General features: G+C 75.6%; 20 protein-coding genes. 5 read left to right on the top strand and 15 right to left on the bottom strand.

Annotated elements, in window-relative coordinates; all coding sequences use genetic code 11:
• Nucleotides 1–9: 9 nt before the first annotated feature.
• The 5 genes from AC3WUG_RS00565 to AC3WUG_RS00545 are packed head-to-tail and all read right to left on the bottom strand — an operon-like array spanning nt 10 to nt 3,519.
• Entirely contained in the window at nt 10–609 is a 600-nt protein-coding gene (locus tag AC3WUG_RS00565) for a hypothetical protein (RefSeq protein ID WP_492325847.1), read from the bottom strand.
• Nucleotides 606–1,409 (bottom strand): hypothetical protein, encoded by an 804-nt coding sequence (locus AC3WUG_RS00560; RefSeq protein WP_492325846.1) that lies wholly within the window; start codon nt 1,407–1,409, stop codon nt 606–608. Before AC3WUG_RS00560 ends, AC3WUG_RS00565 begins: the two co-directional genes overlap by 4 nt.
• The gene (locus tag AC3WUG_RS00555) at nt 1,406–2,704 is read right to left on the bottom strand and encodes a hypothetical protein (RefSeq protein ID WP_492325845.1); all 1,299 of its coding nucleotides are present in this window, start codon (nt 2,702–2,704) and stop codon (nt 1,406–1,408) included. Before AC3WUG_RS00555 ends, AC3WUG_RS00560 begins: the two co-directional genes overlap by 4 nt.
• On the bottom strand, nt 2,704–3,000 hold the full coding sequence (locus tag AC3WUG_RS00550) for a hypothetical protein (RefSeq protein WP_158372591.1): 297 nt from the start codon (nt 2,998–3,000) through the stop codon (nt 2,704–2,706). The genes AC3WUG_RS00555 and AC3WUG_RS00550 overlap by 1 nt, the downstream gene beginning before the upstream one ends.
• A 57-nt stretch (nt 3,001–3,057) precedes the next feature.
• Nucleotides 3,058–3,519: a hypothetical protein gene (locus tag AC3WUG_RS00545; RefSeq protein ID WP_492325844.1), complete on the bottom strand. Its 462-nt coding sequence runs from the start codon at nt 3,517–3,519 to the stop codon at nt 3,058–3,060.
• Nucleotides 3,520–3,947: 428 nt separating this feature from the next.
• On the opposite strand from AC3WUG_RS00545, the gene AC3WUG_RS00540 reads away from it, so the two are divergent.
• The gene (locus AC3WUG_RS00540) at nt 3,948–4,256 is read left to right on the top strand and encodes a hypothetical protein (RefSeq protein ID WP_218704895.1); all 309 of its coding nucleotides are present in this window, start codon (nt 3,948–3,950) and stop codon (nt 4,254–4,256) included.
• 19 nt (nt 4,257–4,275) lie between these two features.
• Here the strand turns inward: AC3WUG_RS00540 and AC3WUG_RS00535 are convergent, their stop codons facing one another.
• From AC3WUG_RS00535 to AC3WUG_RS00505, 7 genes are all read right to left on the bottom strand, one after another.
• Complete coding sequence (locus tag AC3WUG_RS00535; RefSeq protein WP_492325843.1) at nt 4,276–4,599, bottom strand: hypothetical protein; 324 nt, start codon at nt 4,597–4,599, stop codon at nt 4,276–4,278.
• Nucleotides 4,596–5,315 (bottom strand): WXG100 family type VII secretion target, encoded by a 720-nt coding sequence (locus AC3WUG_RS00530; RefSeq protein ID WP_492325842.1) that lies wholly within the window; start codon nt 5,313–5,315, stop codon nt 4,596–4,598. The genes AC3WUG_RS00535 and AC3WUG_RS00530 overlap by 4 nt, the downstream gene beginning before the upstream one ends.
• Nucleotides 5,312–5,662, bottom strand: coding sequence for a hypothetical protein (locus tag AC3WUG_RS00525; RefSeq protein WP_492325841.1), 351 nt, complete (start codon nt 5,660–5,662; stop codon nt 5,312–5,314). The genes AC3WUG_RS00530 and AC3WUG_RS00525 overlap by 4 nt, the downstream gene beginning before the upstream one ends.
• 340 nt (nt 5,663–6,002) lie before the next feature.
• Nucleotides 6,003–6,491, bottom strand: a complete 489-nt coding sequence (locus AC3WUG_RS00520; protein WP_492325840.1) for a hypothetical protein — start codon at nt 6,489–6,491, stop codon at nt 6,003–6,005.
• Nucleotides 6,485–8,257, bottom strand: a complete 1,773-nt coding sequence (locus AC3WUG_RS00515; protein ID WP_492325839.1) for an alpha/beta hydrolase — start codon at nt 8,255–8,257, stop codon at nt 6,485–6,487. The genes AC3WUG_RS00520 and AC3WUG_RS00515 overlap by 7 nt, the downstream gene beginning before the upstream one ends.
• Nucleotides 8,254–8,556, bottom strand: coding sequence for a hypothetical protein (locus AC3WUG_RS00510; protein WP_147795672.1), 303 nt, complete (start codon nt 8,554–8,556; stop codon nt 8,254–8,256). The genes AC3WUG_RS00515 and AC3WUG_RS00510 overlap by 4 nt, the downstream gene beginning before the upstream one ends.
• Complete coding sequence (locus AC3WUG_RS00505) at nt 8,553–9,089, bottom strand: hypothetical protein (protein WP_492325838.1); 537 nt, start codon at nt 9,087–9,089, stop codon at nt 8,553–8,555. The genes AC3WUG_RS00510 and AC3WUG_RS00505 overlap by 4 nt, the downstream gene beginning before the upstream one ends.
• Before the next feature lie 199 nt (nt 9,090–9,288).
• Here AC3WUG_RS00505 and uxuA point away from each other — a divergent pair, with 199 nt between their 5' ends.
• From uxuA to AC3WUG_RS00485, 4 genes are all read left to right on the top strand, one after another.
• Nucleotides 9,289–10,470: a mannonate dehydratase gene (gene uxuA / locus AC3WUG_RS00500; protein ID WP_492325837.1), complete on the top strand. Its 1,182-nt coding sequence runs from the start codon at nt 9,289–9,291 to the stop codon at nt 10,468–10,470.
• A gap of 20 nt (nt 10,471–10,490) precedes the next feature.
• Nucleotides 10,491–11,522: a LacI family DNA-binding transcriptional regulator gene (locus AC3WUG_RS00495; RefSeq protein WP_492325836.1), complete on the top strand. Its 1,032-nt coding sequence runs from the start codon at nt 10,491–10,493 to the stop codon at nt 11,520–11,522.
• Nucleotides 11,523–11,650: 128 nt separating this feature from the next.
• Complete coding sequence (gene uxaC / locus AC3WUG_RS00490; RefSeq protein WP_492325835.1) at nt 11,651–13,087, top strand: glucuronate isomerase; 1,437 nt, start codon at nt 11,651–11,653, stop codon at nt 13,085–13,087.
• Complete coding sequence (locus tag AC3WUG_RS00485) at nt 13,084–14,502, top strand: mannitol dehydrogenase family protein (RefSeq protein WP_492325834.1); 1,419 nt, start codon at nt 13,084–13,086, stop codon at nt 14,500–14,502. The genes uxaC and AC3WUG_RS00485 overlap by 4 nt, the downstream gene beginning before the upstream one ends.
• A gap of 249 nt (nt 14,503–14,751) precedes the next feature.
• On the opposite strand, the gene AC3WUG_RS00480 is transcribed toward AC3WUG_RS00485, so the two are convergent.
• The 3 genes from AC3WUG_RS00480 to AC3WUG_RS00470 are packed head-to-tail and all read right to left on the bottom strand — an operon-like array spanning nt 14,752 to nt 19,176.
• Nucleotides 14,752–16,923, bottom strand: a complete 2,172-nt coding sequence (locus AC3WUG_RS00480; RefSeq protein WP_492325833.1) for a beta-galactosidase — start codon at nt 16,921–16,923, stop codon at nt 14,752–14,754.
• Nucleotides 16,916–17,611 carry a DUF624 domain-containing protein gene (locus AC3WUG_RS00475; protein ID WP_492325832.1) on the bottom strand — a complete coding sequence of 232 codons (696 nt, stop codon included), beginning with the start codon at nt 17,609–17,611 and terminating at the stop codon, nt 16,916–16,918. Before AC3WUG_RS00475 ends, AC3WUG_RS00480 begins: the two co-directional genes overlap by 8 nt.
• Entirely contained in the window at nt 17,608–19,176 is a 1,569-nt protein-coding gene (locus tag AC3WUG_RS00470) for a GH39 family glycosyl hydrolase (RefSeq protein WP_492325831.1), read from the bottom strand. Before AC3WUG_RS00470 ends, AC3WUG_RS00475 begins: the two co-directional genes overlap by 4 nt.
• Nucleotides 19,177–19,178: the final 2 nt, after the last annotated feature.

Genomic DNA, 19,178 nt, shown 5'->3' with positions numbered 1-19,178 from the left:
TGGCGCCCGTCAGCCCAGGTGCCCGCCGATCGCGCCGGCGCCACCCGCCTTGGCGGCGGTGAGCGCGCCGGTCGTGATCAGCCCGGCGAGCGGCGAGCTCGCGACGGTGCCGGCCGCCTCCAGGTGGGCCGCCTGCTGGCGCAGCGCCTCGGCGACCGGGCGCGCGCCGCCGGCGCGGTGCTGCTCGACGGCGTCGGCGAGCTGGCGCAGCAGGGCGGGCGGCTGGGACTGGTCGAGGTAGTCGGTCCGCGCCACGAGCGAGGCGTACAGAGCAGGACCCCGCGCCGCCTTCGCCCTGAGCAGGAGCGCGCCACCACCGTTCGGCACCAGCGACACCGCCGTGCCCGGCTCGAGCCGCACCTCGCGGCGCCACACCCGGCACCGGACGCGCACCAGCGAGCCGCCGACGGGGTCGAGCCACGTCGACTGCCAGACCAGCGCCGCGAAGTACAGCGCGAGCGGGACCATCAGCAGCAGGAAGACCCGGTTCTCGGGCTGCGCGACCCAGAGGTAGCCCAGCACGGCGACCACCCCGACGGCCGTCGCGATGATCCACCGCCGCGACGACCGCGACGAGAAGGCCGGGATCCGGACCAGACCCTCGGTCATCGCGCCCCGCCCGCCGCCGACGCCACCGCCGCCGCGGTCGACACGGCCCGCTCCGCGAGCTCCCGCACCTGCGCCTCCAGCGCCGCCCGGGTGAGCGGCCGTGCGACCACCGGACCCCCGGACGCCTCCCGCGCCGACAGCACCCACGCCCCGCCCGGCCCGGTGAACAGCCCGAGCAGCTCCGGCTCGCGGTCGTCCGGCACCCGCACGACGACGTCGGCGCGCACCAGCGCGGACCCGAGGTGCTCGACGACCTCGGTCGGCGGCTCGTCGGGGTCGGCGACCTCGATCTCCGGCCCGGTGCCGTCGGCCGTCTCCGGGTGCACCGCCGCGCCGAGCAGCAGGTCGCCGAGGGTGCCGGCCGCGGCGAGCGCGAACCGGTGCTGCCCGTCGGTCGTGACCTGCTCGACCAGCACGACGTCGCGGACGACGTGGGCGTACCAGTAGTCCTGGCCGAGGACGGTCGACCGGGCGACGCACACCGTGGCCGACGCGCCGCGCCGCAGGGCGACGAGCGACAGCACGTCCTGGCGGACCTGGAGCTCGACGGTCGGCTCGCCGACGGCGGCCGCGAGCGCCGCGGGCGTCGGCGGGTCGACGATGCCGCGCGCGAGCAGCCCGCGGTAGGCGGTGCGCAGGGCGACCTCGCGCTCGGCGTCCGGCAGCGTGGCGAGGTAGGGCGCGACGACGAGGCCGCCGGGGCCGGCCAGGATCGCCAGCTCCTCGTCGGTCAGCACCTCGACCGGCACCGGGGCGCCGGGGGTCTCCGGCGCGGCCGCCGCCTCGGGCGCGGCGGTCACAGCAGGCCGCCCGAGAGCACGCTCAGCGCGCCCTTGCCGAAGTCGGACACCGCGTCCTTGGCCTTGTCCACCTGGTCTCCTGCCCAGTCGGCGGCGTTCGACACCGCGTCCGTCGTCGCGTTCCACGCGGTCGTCGCGCCGTCCCAGACGGCCTTGCCCGCCGTCGACACGAAGTCGCCGATCGCCTCGCGGTTGTCCCAGATCAGGTTGCCGACGCTCCACGCGCCGTAGGCGAGCACCGCGCCGCCGGCGACGGCCAGTCCGACCGGGCCGAGGGCGAGCGCGCCGGTACCGACGGCGATCAGCGTGCCCGCGCCGGCCGCGCCCGCGAGGCCGAAGCCGCGGGTCGCCCAGCCGCGGGCGCCGTCGTAGCCGCCGCCGGTCACCGTGTCGGCGAGGCCGGTCAGCACGGTCAGCGGCAGGAACGCCTTGCCGGCGGTGCGCAGCAGGCCCGCGCCCCGGGCTCCGAGCAGCTTGGTCATCCACTCGGCGGCGGGCTTGCCGTTCTTGAACACGTCCATGGCCGCGTCGGCCTTGGCGAAGTTGTCGAGCATCGCCTGGTAGTGCGTGATCGGCGCGCCGGAGGCCCGAAGGAAGTCCAGGAACGCCTTGCCCTTGGTCGCCGACTTCATGACGCCCTTGATCACCTGCGCCAGCGCGACACCGCCGGCGCCGACCGAGCCGAGCGCGCCGATGACGTCGCCGCTCGCGAACGCGCGCTGCAGGTAGGCGTCGACCGCCGACTGCAGCGTCTGCGGCACCTCGACCGCGGACAGCGTGTCCGCGACCTGCTGGTCCGTCGTCGCCACGTCCTGCAGCGACGTCGCGATGGCGTCGGCGTGCTCCTGCGCCTCCGCGTTCAAAGCGCGCTGCTGGGCGTCCCGCTGCGCGCCGGCGCCGTCGGGGTCGCCCGCGGCGGTCATCACCGGCGGGAGCGTGGGCGCCGTGACCCGGCCGTCGCCGGCGACGGTGAACCCGGCCGCGGTCGCCGCGTCGACGGTCGCGAGCACCGCGGACTTGGCCCGGCCGAGGTCGGTGGCCCCCGAGGCGAGCGCCGAGCGCGCCGCCTCCAGGGCGTCCGCCAGCGCGAACCCGGTGGTCGCCTCGCTCGCCATGCGCTGCGCGGCGGCCTGGGCGGCGTCACCGTCCCAGTGGTCGCTCAGCCGGGTCATCGCGGCCTTGGCCGCGCGCACCTGCGCGTCGACCGCCTCCTGCGCCGTCCCGACGCCGGTCGCCGCCTCCGAGAGCGCCTCGGGGCGCCAGCTCCGCACGACCTCCAGGGTGAGCGCGGCCATCAGAACGCCCCCATCGCGCCGAACCGGGTCTGCACGGACCCGTCCGCCGCGCGGTAGCCGTCGGCCGACCCGGAGGCGCTCGCCGACATGCCGCGGATGTTCTCCCCCAGCACCTGCACCGCGGCGCCCACGCGGGTCGACACCCACACGGCCGCGTCCGGCACGGCCGAGCCGGGCAGCGCCGCCTCGATCCCCGCGAACGCGCCGGCGACGTCCAGCGCCTGCAGCTCCGACGCCACCGTCTCCAGCTCGGATGCGGCGGTGTCCAGCGCCGCGATCGAGACGTCCACACTCATGCGTTCCGTACCCCCGGGTGTTGCGGTCGTGCGCGTGTCAGAAGGTCGTCGGCCGACTCAGAAGTCGCCCAGCGAGGTGAGGGCTCCCCCACCACCCAGTCCCATGTACCGCCCCAGCGGCGACGACGCCACCGGGAGCCCGGCATCCAGGTGATCCGCGTGCGCCCGGAGCGGGGCGATCACGGCGGTGGTCTCGCGGGTGCCGCGGGCCTCCAGCTCGTCCGCGAGCGCGCGGGCGACGGCAGCGGGGACGCCCAGCGCCGCACCGCCGTGCACCTCGATCAGCGGGAGGAACACCCGCCGCCAGCCGCGCTCGACCATGAGGCCGGTGCGCTTCTTGCTCGACGTGAGGGCGAGCAGGACCCGGCGGTCCAGCGTCACGGGCTTGGTGCGCAGCGAGCGGCGCTCCGGGTCGAGGACGCCGGCGCCGCGGTCGAGGCGGGCGACGACGGCGCCGTTCTGCGCCGGGTCGAGCGCGCGGACGGCGACGACGCCGCCCTGCGGTGCGGTGGTGCTCACGTGCGGACTCCCCCGGGGACGACGCCTGGACCTGGCGCGTCACGGTATCAAGCGGGCGAGCGAGGCCACCCGGTTACACCTCGGGATCGAGCGACATCCCCCACCACAGTCCCCCGAGCATCACCGCGAGGACGAGCAGCGCCCACCCGCTGCCGCCAGCTGGAGCGTCGGGCTCGGGTTCGCGCGCCACCGACGCTCAGCGACACCGAACGGAATGGTGAGTCCCCACCCTAAGACGAGAGAGGCACCGGCGACGACCCGGGGCAGACCTCCGCCGACGAGCACCAGGACGCCAACGAGCAGCAACGGACTCGCCGCGACGGGCCAGAGCCATCGACTGGTCAGCAGTGACTTCACGGGTTCCGCCTTCCGGGAGACTGGCTCGCAGTTGAGCATCGGGCTCGCTCGACTCGCTAAGGTCAGGCTCCATGACCGACGCACAACTTCTGGCCGGATCGCGCCTCCGGACGGCGCGGATCGTCTCCGTCGGCATCCTGACCGCGGTCGCCCTGGGGACGATTCTCGCCCTGGTGACCTATCCCAGCTGGCAGCTGGCGCTCGCGGCGGTCTGCGTCGTCCCGTGCCCCGTCATCCTGTGGTTCGGGCTGCGCCGCTGGTTGACCCCGTTCGCGCCGGGCGTCAGGGCGACCACCTATCTGATCAGCGCCGTGCCCCCGGTGCTCGTCATCGCACTGCTCGCCGTCGGTGGTTGGCTGCTCAGCAGCGCCCCGATCTGAGACGACACCCACCGAGTACTCAGCGCTCGGGCGGTTCGGACGACGCCCGGAGCGTTCGCTCGCCGTCGGCCGCGAGATCCGATCGCTGCTCCGGCGTCATCCGCGCCCACGCATCGGCCATCTCGGTGACAGCAGGTCCGACCACCCCGGCGAACGCCGTCGTCCGTGCGGCGTCGCGAAGGCTCCTGCGGCCTGCGAGCACGTCGTCCAGGATCGAGCCGAGCTCGCTCCCGACCGCACGGTCCCGGAGCGCGGTCAGCTGTGCGCGCAGCTGACGGTCGAGTGCGGGGTCCGCTGCTGTGATCCCCAGGAGCGGGGGCGGGGTGTCGCGATCGTCGGTCACGAGAGCTGTCGATTCGTGTAGGAGCCCGAGGGGAGGGGCTGGGTCGAGAAGCCGTGGATCGAGCCGAGGAAGCCTGCGCTGAGGCCGACGACGCCGTTCATCATCGCGACCGCGTTGCCGTGCACCTGCACCACCTGCATCCAGGTCCGCGCCGCCTGCGCGATCGAGAACGCGGTGGCGCCGCCGCCGACGATCCCGCCGACTAAGGTCCAGGAGGAGGCCGCGGCAGCTGCGGCTGACACAGCGGCTGCGAGCGCCCAGTCGAGCATCATCCCCATCAACGACTCCAGCGTCGCCTGCATCGACTTCATACCCTGGGCGACGTTGTCCACCTCGCGCGCGATGTCGCGCAGCGGGCCGGCCTGGCTGTTGACGGCATCTTCGAGACGGCTGAAGTACGCGGAAGCCGCCTCGGCTGCCTCACCGGTCCAGCCCGCCCGGAATGTCTCCCGCGCGTGCCGCAGCTCGACGGCCATGGCTTCGTGGTACTCACCCAGGTGCTCGAGCGCGGACGACGCGGTCGACATGCGCTCCCAGTCACCCGAGAAGTGCTCCGCGACCCACGCGACGGGGTCCGTCCCGCAGACCTCCTGGATGATGCGGAGCAGCCAGTAGCTGGGGCTGATCAGGTCCGGGAAGTTCATCACCGTCTCGACGAAGTCCGGGATCGGTGCCGACGGCACCGGCACGACGAGCTCGCGGGACGGGTCGCTCATCGAGGTTCCTGACGCGCGTTGCCGTACTGCGAGATCGGGACGTAGTGGTAGAGGCGGTCCATCGTCGCGGCGGTCGCGTCGTCGGTCGTCCGATAGCTCGCAGCCGTCGCCCGCACCTCCTGCGCCGACGACTCCAGGACCGTCCCCAGATGCGCGAGCTCGGACTCGAGCGCGGTCCGGATTCCGTCCAGGACGCCGATCGCGGTGATGAACAGACCGCTGTCTCCGAGGCCGTCCAGCTTGATGTGCTGCGCGACGTAGGACTCCGCGGCCGTGATCGACGGACGCAATCCGTCCAGCTTCACGGCGGCGTCATCGAGCGCTGTTTCATCGACACGAAAACTCATGTCAGCCCCCTTTCCGCAGGCCACGTTAGCGGGCCGCTCGGCTGCAACTCACGTCCGTCACCCGAACGCTGTGGACGACGCCTCGTGACAGGTGGCGAGCACGAGCGGGAGCCCTGCAGAACGGGCCCGGCCGCCGCTGGGAAGGACCATCTCACCGCTCCTGACCACCTCGGACCGATCCCGGTGAGCCGGGTGGTGCAGCAGTGCCTCGGGTGCTGAGCCGGTCTACCGTGGGCCGCGGGTGGCCGACCTGACGGCAAGGCCAGACACGGGTCGGGTTCCTGCTGCGGCGGGGGCCCGAGAAGGTCAGGGAGGAGACCCCGGCCTGTCGCCACCCCGCTCAGCCCAGGTCGACGTCCTCGCGCGCAGCCTCCCGCGCCACCCCGTCCGCGACCTCGAGGTACGGCCCGCTGACGCTCACGCTCATGTCGCGGCCCCCGGGGTCGGACCCGGAGACGTCGAGGCCGTCGCGCTGCCCGGCGGCCCCGCCGATCGGGTTCACCTGGACGTCGGTGACGCCGGCGTCCTCCAACGCGGCGACGAGGTCGTCGGTGTCCGCCTGCGCGCCGGTGGCGATCACGGTGACGGTGTACCGCCTGCGGTCGACGATGCCGTCCCCGCCCATGTCGAACTCGCCGTAGGCGTCCTGGACCTGCGCGCCGAGGGCGTCGACGACACCGGGGAGCACCTGGCGCGCGGCGTCGAGCACCTCGTCGCGGCTGGCGTCCAGGTCGTCGGCGCTCGCCCCGCCACCGCCCCCGCAGCCCGACAGGGCGAGCGCGGACAGCGCGACGAGCACCGCGGCCGCGCGCACGTGACGGTTCACCACTCGGGCCTCCTGCCCTCGAACGACTGCGGGTCGCGGGTCGCCTCCGGGTCCACCGGGCCGTCGTACCAGGGGTCGTACGAGTGCTCCGCGGCGATGACCTCGTCGTAGTCGCCGACGACGATCTGCCCGATGTTGTACAGCGACTCGGTGCCCGGGTCGAAGTACTTGGTGTGGTCGCCGAAGTTCCGCATCACGTCGGCGCGGGTCGTGGACTCGGCCTGGAACCGGTTGGCGCCGAAGTCGTCCTCGACGATGTCGTTGCCGAGGCCCGCGCCGCCGAGCATCCAGCCGCCGACCCAGCCGTCGTCGGCGAGGGCGGCGACGAGGTCGCGGCTGTTGTTGCCCGCCCAGACGTGGTCGGCGCCGACGCCGAGCTCGGAGGCGTGCTCGACGCCCCCGCCCGCGCCCGGGCTGCCGACCAGCACGATGTCGTCGGCGGCGAGGCCGTGGTCGGTCGCGCCGTGCGCCGTGGTGGTCGAGCCGTAGCTGTGGCCGATGACGGTCAGGTGCGCGGGATCGCCCTCGCGGGACGCGCGCAGGCCGTCGATGTACCGCGACAGCAGCGCGCCGCCCTCCTCGGCCCGACCTTCCCCGGCGACCGTGGCGGAGTCCCAGTCGCTGGGGGCGTCGTAGCCGATCCACATGATCGAGGAGGCGGTCGAGTACGGGTCCGAGAGCCGCGCGGACTCGTAGATGTTGTAGGCCGCGTCGGCGTTGCCGCCGGCCTCGGTGCCGCGGCTGGTCAGGCCGGGGACCATCACCGACACGTGGTCCGCGGTGTCAGGATTCCCGAACGCGATGGCGACCTTCCCGTCGCCGCCGAACGCCGTCGCGTCGTACAGGTGCAGCAGCGGGACGAGCGGCTCGTTCGTGACCGGGTCGACCTTGTTCGCGCCCTCGTCCAGGGCGGCCTGCGCCGCGCGGGCGTTGTCGAGCGCCTGGTAGTCCTCGAACAGCTGCTCGCCGCGCTGCTCGCGCAGCTCCATCGCCTCGAGGTCGGTCTCGAGCAGCAGCCGGTTGGCCTGGTCGCGGGCCAGCGCCGGGATCCCGTCGGTGTTCCCGACGAGCTCGGGCCGGGCCGCGAGGACGGCGTACTGCTCCTCCTCGGTCAGCGACGCCCACCACGCGGCGACCTGCTCCGGGGTGCCGCCCTGCGACGGTGAGCCCGGCCGGCCGAGGGCGTCGTCGGCGAGGTCGATCTGCCCGGAGACGGCGGCGCGCGCCTGCGCGAGCGTCGAGTAGGACGAGAACGCGTCGAGCATCGCCTGCTCGGCGGTCGCCAGGTCGCGCACCAGCGCGTCGACGTCCGCGACCACGCCGTCGCGGCGGGTCGCCAGCGACGCCGCCCGGGCCTGCAGCTCGGCCACCGCGGCGTCGTCCACCTCCCCGGCGGACCGGATGTCGGCATCGAGGTCCTCGCGGGCCCCGTGGTACGACGACCGGGCCTCGACCAGGTCGGTGCGCCGGCGGAGCAGGTCGGTCAGCGCGTCGGCGTGGTCGTCGGCCGCGCGGGCGACCTGCCGCAGCGCGACGCCCATCGCCTGGGCGTCCGCGCCGGCGGCGCGGACGTGCCGGCCGTACGCGGTGGCGGCCTCGCCGGTCCAGCCGTCGAGGGTCGAGGAGTCGAGCGCGAACGTGTCGAGGTCGTCCAGGTTGACGGCGCTCGCGAGCAGGTCCTGCGCGAACGCGGCCACGACCGCGGGGTCGCCCTCCACGGCCGGGATCGCGTCGATCGCCGGCGGGATGTCGATGGTCACCGTGGTCACGGGGTCCCTCCCAGCCAGGACTCGAAGGTCTCCTGGGCCGTGACGTCGGTGACGGCGTAGGCCTGCTGGGCGTCGCGGAGCCGGGTGCCGATCTCCTCGGCGCGGTCGGCGACGTCGCCGAGGACGGTGCCCCACGCGGACGTCCACGACGCGGCGGCGCCGGCCACGGCCGGGGTGAAGCCCGACGTGGTGGCGTCGGCGACGCGGTCGCGTGCGGTGCGGACGCGCGAGCCCTGGTCGGTCCAGTCGTCGGCGGACAGCCCGAGGGTGTACGGGTCGACCTGGATCTCGCCGCTCACCGGTCGTCCTCCGTCCCGGAGACGAGCGCGCGGGCTGTCGCGGTCGCGACGGGGAGGTCCCGGCCGCGCACGGTCACCAGGACGGCGTCGTCGAGCCAGGCGACGCGCACGGAGCGGTCGTCGAGGGCGGCGAGCAGCAGGGGCGTCACGCCCGCGCGGTCGAGGTGGCCGTCCCAGCCGTCGGCGCGCAGCCGCGCGGACAGCGCCCGGCCGACGGCGACGCCGGCCTCGGGGCCGTCGATCGGCAGCCGCGCCTCGGCGACGGGCACGACGTGCGACGCGGGGGCGCTGCGCCAGGTGGTGCGGGGGGCGGCGTCGGGGTCGGCGGCTGCCGCGGCGAGGAGCCCGGCGAGGGCGGCCTCCACGCGGGACCGCTCGGCGTCCAGCGCGGCGTCGGTCACGGGGACGGGCGCGTCGGCCGGCTCGGGCGCCGGGGCCTCGGGCGGCAGGACGACGACGTCGACGTCCGGGTGGCGCTCGTGGACGACGCGCAGCAGCGGGGCCTGCGCGAGGGGGTCCTGCGGGTCGGTCACGGCGTCACTCTAGGGGGGCGCGGGCGTCGGGGCGCGGCAGCTGCGCCGTCCGCGCGACGCCTTCCCGCAGGCCCGGGGCCCGCGCCGCGCTCGCGAGCAACTTCTGGCAACCGGTTGTCCCCCCGCACCCGTCCCGGCGACGCTGCTGACCACGCGGGGCGGCACCGACGCCGTCCCCCCACCCCCGGGAAGGACGGCGATGGAGCACACCTGGCGCTGGTTCGGCGACCGCGACCCGATCACGCTGGCGCAGGTCCGCCAGACCGGCGCGACGGGCGTGGTCACCGCGCTGCACGACATCCCGAACGGCGAGGTGTGGCCGGTCGAGGCGATCGAGGCGCGCCGCGCGCAGATCGAGGCGGCCGGTCTGGTGTGGTCGGTCGTCGAGAGCGTCCCGGTGCACGAGGACGTCAAGCGCGGCGGCCCGCTGCGCGACCGCGCGGTCGCGGCGTACCAGCAGACGATCCGCAACCTCGCGGCGTGCGGGATCGACCTGGTCTGCTACAACTTCATGCCCGTCCTGGACTGGTCGCGCACCGACCTCGGGTACCCGCTCGAGGACGGGACGTGGGCGCTGCGGTTCGACGCGGACCAGCTCGCGGCGTTCGACCTGTTCCTGCTCCGCCGACCCGGCGCGGCGGCCGAGTACGACGCGGACCAGACCGCCCGGGCGCGCGCCGTGCTGGACGCGATGGACGACGAGGCCCGGGAGCGGCTGGTCGACACGATCCTGCTCGGGCTGCCCGGCTCGGAGGAGCGGTACACGCTCGACGAGTTCCGCGCCGCCCTCGCCACCTACGACGACGTGGACGCCGACGCGCTGCGCGGGAACCTGTCGTCGTTCCTGCGCGAGGTCGTGCCGGTGGCCGAGGAGGTCGGCCTGCGGCTGGCCATCCACCCCGACGACCCGCCGCGCCCGCTGTTCGGGCTGCCGCGGGTGGTGTCGACCGCGGAGGACGCCCAGCACCTGCTCGACGCGGCGCCCTCCCCCGCGAACGGGCTGACCATGTGCATCGGCTCCTACGGGTCGCGGGCGGACAACGACGTCGTCGCGATGACCCGGCGGTTCGCCGAGCGCATCTACTTCGCGCACCTGCGCTCGGTGCGGCTCCAGGACGGCGGCCGGAGCTTCTACGAGGCCCCGCACATCGCCGGCGACGCCGACATGGTCGCGGTGATCGCGGCGCTGGTCACGGAGGAGCGGCGCCGCGAGCGCGAGGGCGGCCCGCGGCTGCCGATGCGGCCGGACCACGGGCAGCGGATGCTCGACGACCAATTCCGCGAGACGTACCCGGGCTACTCGCTGATCGGCCGGCTCAAGGGGCTGGCGGAGCTGCGCGGGGTCGAGCAGGCGGTCCGCTCGCTGCTCCCGGCGGCGTAGCCGCACCCTACGATCGCGGCATGGTGGAGGCCGACGGGGGCAGCGAGCCGCGGGCGACCCGCGCGCCGACGATCTACGACGTCGCGCGGGCGGCCGGCGTCGCGGCCTCGACGGTGTCCCGGACGTTCGCGCGGCCGGGCCGGGTCAACTCGCAGACCGCGGAGCGGGTGCGGGCGGCCGCCGCGGCGATCGGCTACCGGGCGAACCCGGTCGCCCAGGCGCTGTCGACCGCACGGAGCCGGATGATCGCGGTGCTCGTGTCCGACCTCGCGAACCCCATCTACGCCGAGCTGCTGCGCGGCGCGCAGGTCGCGGCGTCCGCCGCCGGGTACGGGGTGCTGGTCGAGGACACCCGCGAGGACGCGGCGATCGAGCGGGAGACCGCGGAGCGCATCCTGCCGATGGTCGAGGGCGTGCTGCTCACGTCGTCGCGGATGTCGGACGCCGCGATCCGCGGCGTCGCCAAGCAGCGGCCACTGGTCGTGATGAACCGCGGGCTCGCCGACGTCCCGTGCGTCGTGGCGGACGAGCAGCGGGGTGCGCGGCGCGCCGTCGAGCACCTCGGCGAGGCCGGCCACCGCGACCTCGTCTACGTCGCCGGCCCCGATGCGTCCTGGCCGAACGGCGCGCGGTGGCGGGCGTTCAGCGACGCGTGCCAGGAGCTGGACATCACCGGCCGGCGGATCGGGCCGTTCGAGCCGACGTTCGCGGGCGGGTTCGAGGCGGCGCTGGCGCTCGGCGGCTCCCGGGCGTCCGGGGTGCTGGTGTTCAACGCGCTCATGGCGGTCGGGGTGATCCGCGGGCTGCAGCAGGCCGGGCTGCGGGTGCCCCAGGACGTCAGCGTGGTCGGGTTCGACGACGTGCTGATCGGCCAGATCGTCTCCCCCGCGCTGACCACGGTGTCGTCGCCGCTGCAGGCGATGGGGGCCACCGGGCTGCGGAACCTGCTCGCGCTGGTGAACGGCGCGCGGTCGCGCGGGGAACCGGTCGTGGTGCCCGCGCGGCTGGTGGTGCGGGAGTCGTCGGGGGTCGTGGCGGCACGCGCGGGCTGACGCCGCCTGCCCGGCGAGGCGGTCGCCGCGGGCGTCGTCGGGCGCCCGCCGCGGGATCGCCGCCCCGCACCGGGGCAACTCATGGCAACCGCTTGCAGCCCCGCCCCGCCGCCTCGAACCATGGCCGCATGACAGCGCTGTCGACCCCCGTCGCCCCACCCCGGCTCGCGCCGCACCCTGACCGGCTGCTGCCCGCCGAGCCGGCGACGCGGTCGGTCGCCCGCGAGCTGTACGCGGCGGTGCGGGACCTGCCGATCGTGTCCCCGCACGGGCACGTGCCGGCCCGGTGGCTGGCCGAGGACACCCCGTTCCCCGACCCGACGGCGCTGCTCATCACGCCCGACCACTACCTGACCCGCCTGCTGCACGCGCGCGGCGTGCCGCTCCAGGACCTCGGCGTCGGCGTTCCCGACCCGACGCCCGCGCGGTCCCGGGCGGCGTTCCGGCTGCTGTGCCGGCACTGGCCGGCCTTCCGCGGCACGCCGGTGAAGCTGTGGCTGGAGCAGGTGCTGGTCGAGGTGCTCGGCGTCGACCTGGTCCCCGCCGAGGCCTCCGCCGACGACCTGTACGACGCGATCGCCGCCCGCGTCGCCGAGCCGGGCTTCCGGCCGCGGGCGCTGTACGACCGGTTCCGGCTCGACGTGCTCGCCACGACCGACGACCCCTGCGACGACCTCGCGCACCACGCCGCGCTGCGCGCCGACCCGACCTGGCACGGCCGGGTCGTCCCGACGTTCCGCCCCGACCGGTACCTGGAGGCCGGCACCCCCGGCTGGGCCGACCGCGTCGCCGCGCTGGGCGAGGTCGCCGGGGCGGACACCGGCACGCTCGCGGGCTGGGTCGACGCGATGGAGCGGCGACGGGCGCACTTCGCGGCGCACGGCGCGGTGTCGTCCGACCACGGCCACCGGGACGCGGCGATGGCGCCGCTCGACCCGGCCGACGGCGAGCGGCTGTACGCGGCGGCCCGGGCCGGGACCGCGACGCCGGCGGAGGCCGAGGCGCTGCGCCGGGGCCTGCTGTTCGAGATGGCGCGCATGTCGAGCGAGGACGGCCTCGTCATGACGCTGCACCCGGGCGTGCGCCGCGACCACCACGCCCCGTCCCGCGAGCGCCTCGGCACCGACATCGGCGCCGACATCCCCGTGACCGTCGAGTTCACCGAGGCGCTGCGCCCGGTGCTGCAGGCCTTCGGCACGCACCCGCGGTTCCGGCTGGTCGTGTTCACCATCGACGAGACGACGTTCTCCCGCGAGCTCGCCCCGCTGGCCGGCTTCTACCCGGCGCTCTACGTCGGGGCGCCGTGGTGGTTCCTCGACGCGCCCGACGCGATGGAGCGGTACCGGGCGGCCGTCACCGAGACCGCCGGGTTCGCCAAGACCTCCGGGTTCGTCGACGACACCCGGGCCTACCTGTCCATCCCCGCCCGGCACGACGCGAGCCGGCGCGCGGACGCCGCGTACCTGGCCCGGCTCGTCACCGACCACCGGCTGACCCTCGACGAGGCGCACGAGACCGCCGTCGACCTCGTCACCACCATCCCGAGAGAGGCGTTCCGGCTGTGATCACCCTCCCCGAGCACCGCCTGACCACCCCCACCGGCCTGCGGCTGTCCCGCGCCGCCGGCCACGGCCGCCCCGCCGCGCCCGTGCGCGTCGTGCACCTGGGGCTGGGCGGCTTCTTCCGCGCCCACCAGGCCTGGTACACCGACAACGCCCCCGACGCCGCGGGCTGGGGCATCGCTGCGTTCACCGGGCGCTCCCGCACGCTGGCCGAGGCGCTGGCGCCGCAGGACGGGCTGTACACGCTGGTCACCCGGGCCGCCGACGGCGAGCGGTTCCGCGTCGTGTCGAGCGTGTCGGCTGCGCACGGCGGCGACGAGCACGACGCCTGGCTGGGCTACTGGGCGGACCGGGCCGTCGCGGTCGCGACCTTCACCGTGACCGAGGCGGGCTACGTGCGGACCGCGTCCGGCGAGCTCGACACCGACCGCGGCGACGTGCGGGCCGACGTGGCCGCGCTGCGCGCCGACCGGCACGGCCCGGTGCGGACGGTCCCGGGCCGGGTGGTCGCGGGCCTGCGGCTGCGCCGGGCGACCGGGGCGGGGCCGATGACGCTGCTCCCCTGCGACAACCTGCCCGAGAACGGCGATGCGCTGCGCCGGGTGGTGCTGGAGCTCGCCGACCTCGTGGACCCGGCGCTCGCCGAGTGGGTCGGGGAGCACGTCGCGTTCGGCACCACGATGGTCGACCGGATCACCCCGGCCACGACCGACGCCGGGCGCGAGGCGGTGCGCGCCGCGACCGGGCTCGCCGACGCCGCGCCCGTCGTGACCGAGCCGTTCTCCGAGTGGGTCGTCGCCGGGGAGTTCCCCGCCGGCCGGCCGGCGTGGGACGACGCGGGCGCGCAGCTCGTCGAGGACGTGCTGCCGTTCGAGCAGCGCAAGCTCTGGCTGCTCAACGGCGCCCACTCGCTACTGGCCTACGCGGGCGGCGCCCTCGGGTACCGGACCGTGGCGGACGCGATCGCGGACCGCCGGCTGCGCGGCTGGGTCGAGGCGTGGTGGGACGAGGCCGCGCGGCACCTGGACCTGCCCGCCGACGAGATCGGCGCGTACCGGCGCGCACTGCTCGACCGGTTCGGCAACCCGCGGATCGAGCACCTGCTCAGCCAGATCGCCGCCCACGGTTCGGAGAAGCTGCCGGTCCGGGTGGCGCCGGTGCTGGTCGCCGAGTGCCGCGCGGGGCGGGTCCCGGCCGGGGCCGCCACGGCCGTCGCGGCGTGGGCGCTGCACCTGCGCGGGCAGGGCGGTCCGGTCACGGAGGCGCGCCCGGAGCGGGTGGCCGGCCTGGCGGACGGCGACCTCGCGACGTCCGTGCGCGCGGTCCTGGACCGCCTGGACCCGGGCCTGGGCGGTCACGAGCCCCTGGTCGCGGCAGTCCTGGACCAGGCGCGGGCCCTGGAGTTCCTGGCCGCCTGAAGCGCGCGACGCGCGGCCCCGCCGCGCCGCTCGCGCACTCCGGCGCCCCCTCGCGCGCTGACGCTCCTCGCGCACTGACCCTCCTCGCGCACTGACCCTCCTCGCGCACTGACCCTCCTCGCGCACTGACCCTCCTCGCGCACTGACCCTCCTCGCCGAGACTGCATCTCGCGTCTGTGCGCGGACGCCGTCGCACAGTCACGAGATGCAGTCTCGGCGGAAGGGGGCGCGGAGCGGAGGGGGGCCGCGTCAGGTCCGGCGGAGGACGACGACGTCCGCCGGTGCGAGCGTGACGCCCTCGCCCGCCGTCCACCTCCGGTCCGTGAGGAGGTCCGTGCCGTCGGCGTGGGCCTCGACCGTCACCGGCTCGGTGCCGTGGTACAGGAGGAGGTCGACGCGGTCGCCGGTCGTCGTGACGCGGGTCGCGAGCTCCAGGCCCGGGACGTCGGCGTAGGGGCCGAGCAGGTCGTGCCGGGCGAGCGCGGTGCGGACGACGTGGGCCAGGCCCTCCTGGGCGAGCTCGGTGCCGAGGTACCAGACGTGGCCCTCGGCGGGCTCGGCGGCTGCCGGGGCACCGGTCGCGGCGTCGCCGGCGGCCCGGGCGTGCGCCGCGCGCCCGGCGGCAACAGCGCCCACCACCGACACCCGGTTCCGGGTCACCGCCGGCTCGCCCGCGTAGAAGTCGGCGCGGTACCGGGCCATGACCTCGGCGCCCTCGGGCACCAGGACCTCGAAGACCATCCGCCCGTCGACGGTCGGCGCCCCCGCCCCGTCGAACGCCACCGGGTTCACCACCCCCGGCTCCGCCGCGTCCGTCTCCGCGACCCGCACCCCCGCGAGCCCCGCCAGCGGCCCGGGGACGTCGGCGAGGAACCGCCGGTCGTCCTCGTCGACCCGCCCGGACAGGTACCCGGTCAGCACGGTCCCGCCGCGCGCCGCCAGCTCCCCGAGCCGCCCGGCCAGGTCGCCCTTGACCAGGTGCAGCAGCGGCGCGGCCACCACGTCGTACCCCGACAGGTCGGCGGTCACCGGGACGACGTCCACCTGCGCGCCCGCGTCCCAGAACGCCCGACCCCACTCCAGCAGCGTCGGCAGGTACTTCACGAGGCGGTTCGGCCCGTCGGCCATCTCGACCGCCCACCACGAGTCCCAGTCGACCAGCAGCGCCGTGCGCGCGGGCGTCCGGGCGCCGAGCAGCGTGTCCCCCAGCCGCTCCAGCTCCGCCCCCAGCCCGGCGACCTCCCGGAACGCCCGGGTGTCGAGCCGGCCGGAGTGGTCGAGCACGGCGCCGTGGGTCATCTCGCAGGCACCCCGGGACGCCCGCATCTGGAAGAACAGCACCGAGTCGGCGCCGTGCGCGACGGCCTGCCAGGACCACAGCCGCATGATCCCCGGGCGGCGGACCGGGTTGACGTCCCGGGACGCGGTGACCGTCGGGGTCTGCTCCATCAGCCAGAACGGCGCGCCGTCCTTGAGCCCGCGCATCAGGTCGTGGGTCAGCGCGGTGCGCCAGGGCTCGTCGGAGCGCGGCGGGTAGTTGTCCCAGGACGCGAAGTCGAGGTGCGGGGCCCACCGGTGGTAGTCGAGCGGCTGGAAGAACCCCATGAAGTTGGTGGTCACCGGCAGGTCCGAGTGCGCGCGGATGGCGGCCTTCTCCTCGGTGAACTGCCGGATCGCGTTGTCGGTGCTGAACCGGTAGTAGTCGAGCGTGATGCCCTGGAACGCCGTGTACCCGCGGCCCTTCCAGTGCTCGGTGAGCGCGCTGGGCGGCTCGATCTCGTCCCAGTCGGTGAACCGGTGCGACCAGAACGTCGCGTTCCACGCCTCGTTCAGCGCGTCGAGCGTGCCGTACCGGGCGCGCAGCCAGAGCCGGAACTCGGCGGCGCACAGGTCGCAGTAGCAGGCACCGCCGTCGCCGCCGTACTCGTTGCCGACGTGCCAGGCGATGACGGCGGGGTGGTCGGCGTACCGCTCGGCGACCCGGCCCGCGATGCCCGCGGCGAGGCGCCGGAACGCCGGGGACGACCAGCACGCGTTGTGCCGCTGGCCGTACCGGTGCTTGCGCCCCTCGAAGTCGACGCGCGTCACCTCCGGGTAGGCCCGAGCGATCCAGGGCGACAGCGCGCCGGTGCCGGTCGCGAGGCAGACCTGGCGGCCCTCGTCGGCGGCGCGCTGCACGATCTCGTCGAGCACGGTGAAGTCGAACGTGTCCTCGGCGGGCTGGGTGAGCGACCAGCTGAACACCCCGAGGGTCACGGTGGTGATCCGGGCGGCGTCGAACGCGGCGTAGTCGGCGTCCCAGACGTCCTTGCCCCACTGCTCGGGGTTGTAGTCGCCGCCGAAGGCGATCGAGTCGGTGCGCGGCAACCGCGCCGGGGTCGGTGCGGGCGCGGGGGTGCGCAGCGGCGTGGCGTCAGACATGGACGGTGAACCTCTCGGTGACGTCGGCGACGAGCGGGCGGGCCATGGCGTGCAGGAGCAGCACGCCGGCCCAGGCGAGCAGGACGGTGACCACGTCGAACGCCAGCACGGTGACCGCGGCGCCGACCAGGAGCAGGCACAGGACGCCGAGGCTGAACCGCCACTGCGGCACGACCTCGGCGAGGGCGATCCGGACGGCGTCCCGCAGCCGGAACGCGAACCTCGCCTGCAGGACGGCGAGGTGCCCGCCGACGACGACGAGCAGCGCCGCCAGCCCCAGGCCCGCCGGGCGCAGGGCGGCGCCCCCGGGCACGACCTCGGCGTGCGCGGCGTTCACCGCCAGCACCGCGAGGACGGCCAGCAGCGGCGCCCACCAGGCGAGCGTGCCGAGGGCGTCGCGCCGGTACGCCCGCCAGAAGCCGCGGGCCGGCGACAGGTCCGGGTCGACCTCCCAGGCGCGGGCGGCTGCGAGCCCCGCGACGACGGCGGGCCCGACGGGCAGCAGCGCGGCGGCGAACAGCGGCAGGTTGGCGGCGGACCGGTCGAGCAGGACGACGAGCACGGCGGTCGGCAGCGTGGTGAGGACCAGCAGCGCCTCGAGGACGAGCACCCGGTAGACGGCGGCGGCCCCGCGGGACAGCGGGCCGCGCCCGACCTCGTCGTCGGTCCAGGCCCGGGCGGCGCTCACCGCGCACCCCCGGCGCCCGGCCCGGCGCCGTCGGCCCCACCCGGCGACGCAGCAGCCCCCAGCAACCGCGCGTCGTCCGTCCACGCCGGCGCCTGGTCCGGCGCCCCGGTGACCTCGACCAGCGCGATCCCGTGCCGCCCGAGCGCCACGTCGACCACCCACCGCCCGGCGGACGCCGGCACCCGGCGCACCGTCAGCGCCGGCACCGACGCGTCGTGCAGGTCCGCGAGCGCCCGGTGGTCCGGCGCGAGCGGGCTGCCCATCGCCTGCCAGGCGGTGCGCACGTTCCCGCGCTCGGCGTCGACGTGCCGCTCCGTGACGACCGCGGGCCCGGCGCCGGGCAGGTCGAGCCGGACCCGGTGCCCCGCCTCGGCGGGCGCGGCGCCGTCGAGCGGCTGCCAGAGCAGCGCCGTCACGCGCCCGTCGGGGTGCCGCGTCACCAGGTGGTCAGATCCCCGCGCCAGCACCGCGGACCCCATCCGGGCCAGGAACGCGTACAGGTGGAACACCGGCTTGCGCAGCTGGCGGTGGCCGAGCAGGCCGAATCCGCCGTGCAGCGGCGCCGTCGGGATCCCGACCTCCTCGAACACGTCGCAGAGCGTCCAGTAGGAGAACGAGTCGACCAGGTCGCCGCCGCCGGCGAGCACCGGCGCGAGGTAGGCGGCCTGGTAGGCGGTGTCGTGGATCGGGTTGTCCGGCCGGTACGACGAGGAGAACTCGGTGATGTGCACCGGCAGCCCGGCCAGCGCGGTCCCGGCCAGCAGCGACCGCGGCGTCGCGAACTGGTCGAGGAGGTCCTGCGGCGGCCGCAGCGTCTGGTAGGTCCCGAACGGCACGTGCTGCGCCGGCCCCGAGGTGTAGGCGTGCTTGCTCACGAAGTCGCACGGCACCCCGGCGTCCGCGACGTGCTCGGCGAACCGCGGCAGCCAGTCGTCGGCGCCGGGCGACACCGCGGGCCCGCCGACGGGGATGTCCGCGTCGACCTCCTTCACGGCGCGCGCGGTCGCGTCGTACAGCCGGTGGTACGCGGCCTCGTCGGCGCCCTGCCAGAAGAACGGCAGGTTCGGCTCGTTCCACACCTCGACCGGCCAGGTGCGGACGGTCTCGATCCCGTACCGGTCGACCAGGTGCCGCAGCAGCGCGCGCACCAGCGCGGCCCACTCGTCGTGGTCCCGCGGCGGCGTGACGTTGCCCTGCCACCAGAACACCGTCTGGTCCCCGGACGCGAGCGCGGCCGGCATGAACCCCAGCTCGAGGAACGGCGCCATGCCCGCGTCCAGCCAGGTGTCCACCACCAGGTCGAGGTAGCCGAACCCGTACCGGGTCCCCGACCGGCCCTCGTGCGACCAGGGCTGCACCAGCCCCATGTCGTCGTGCAGGATGCCGTGCGCGCGGGTGGCGCCGAACCCGATCTCGTCCTGCACCACCGCGAGCGAGTCGCGGTAGTCGGCGTGCAGCACCTCGCGGGTGCGGCCGGTGCCGACGCAGGCGCGCCAGGCGGGCGGCAGGGTGCCGACGGGCTCGGACGGGACGACGACGGCGGCGGGTGCGCCGGTGCTGGTCATGG

This window comes from Cellulomonas sp. EB106-03-03-XG116, from assembly GCF_058792015.1.
Note: the sequence above shows the minus strand (reverse complement) of the source record. Positions and strands in the feature narration are given on the sequence as shown.

Coding starts and splice junctions, on each gene's coding strand:
- AC3WUG_RS00565 (WP_492325847.1), bottom strand. CDS start 609: ATGACCGAGGGTCTGGTCCGGATCCCGGCCTTCTCGTCGCGGTCGTCG.
- AC3WUG_RS00555 (WP_492325845.1), bottom strand. CDS start 2,704: ATGGCCGCGCTCACCCTGGAGGTCGTGCGGAGCTGGCGCCCCGAGGCG.
- AC3WUG_RS00550 (WP_158372591.1), bottom strand. CDS start 3,000: ATGAGTGTGGACGTCTCGATCGCGGCGCTGGACACCGCCGCATCCGAG.
- AC3WUG_RS00540 (WP_218704895.1), top strand. CDS start 3,948: ATGACCGACGCACAACTTCTGGCCGGATCGCGCCTCCGGACGGCGCGG.
- AC3WUG_RS00530 (WP_492325842.1), bottom strand. CDS start 5,315: ATGAGCGACCCGTCCCGCGAGCTCGTCGTGCCGGTGCCGTCGGCACCG.
- AC3WUG_RS00525 (WP_492325841.1), bottom strand. CDS start 5,662: ATGAGTTTTCGTGTCGATGAAACAGCGCTCGATGACGCCGCCGTGAAG.
- uxuA (WP_492325837.1), top strand. CDS start 9,289: ATGGAGCACACCTGGCGCTGGTTCGGCGACCGCGACCCGATCACGCTG.
- AC3WUG_RS00495 (WP_492325836.1), top strand. CDS start 10,491: ATGGTGGAGGCCGACGGGGGCAGCGAGCCGCGGGCGACCCGCGCGCCG.
- uxaC (WP_492325835.1), top strand. CDS start 11,651: ATGACAGCGCTGTCGACCCCCGTCGCCCCACCCCGGCTCGCGCCGCAC.
- AC3WUG_RS00480 (WP_492325833.1), bottom strand. CDS start 16,923: ATGTCTGACGCCACGCCGCTGCGCACCCCCGCGCCCGCACCGACCCCG.
- AC3WUG_RS00470 (WP_492325831.1), bottom strand. CDS start 19,176: ATGACCAGCACCGGCGCACCCGCCGCCGTCGTCGTCCCGTCCGAGCCC.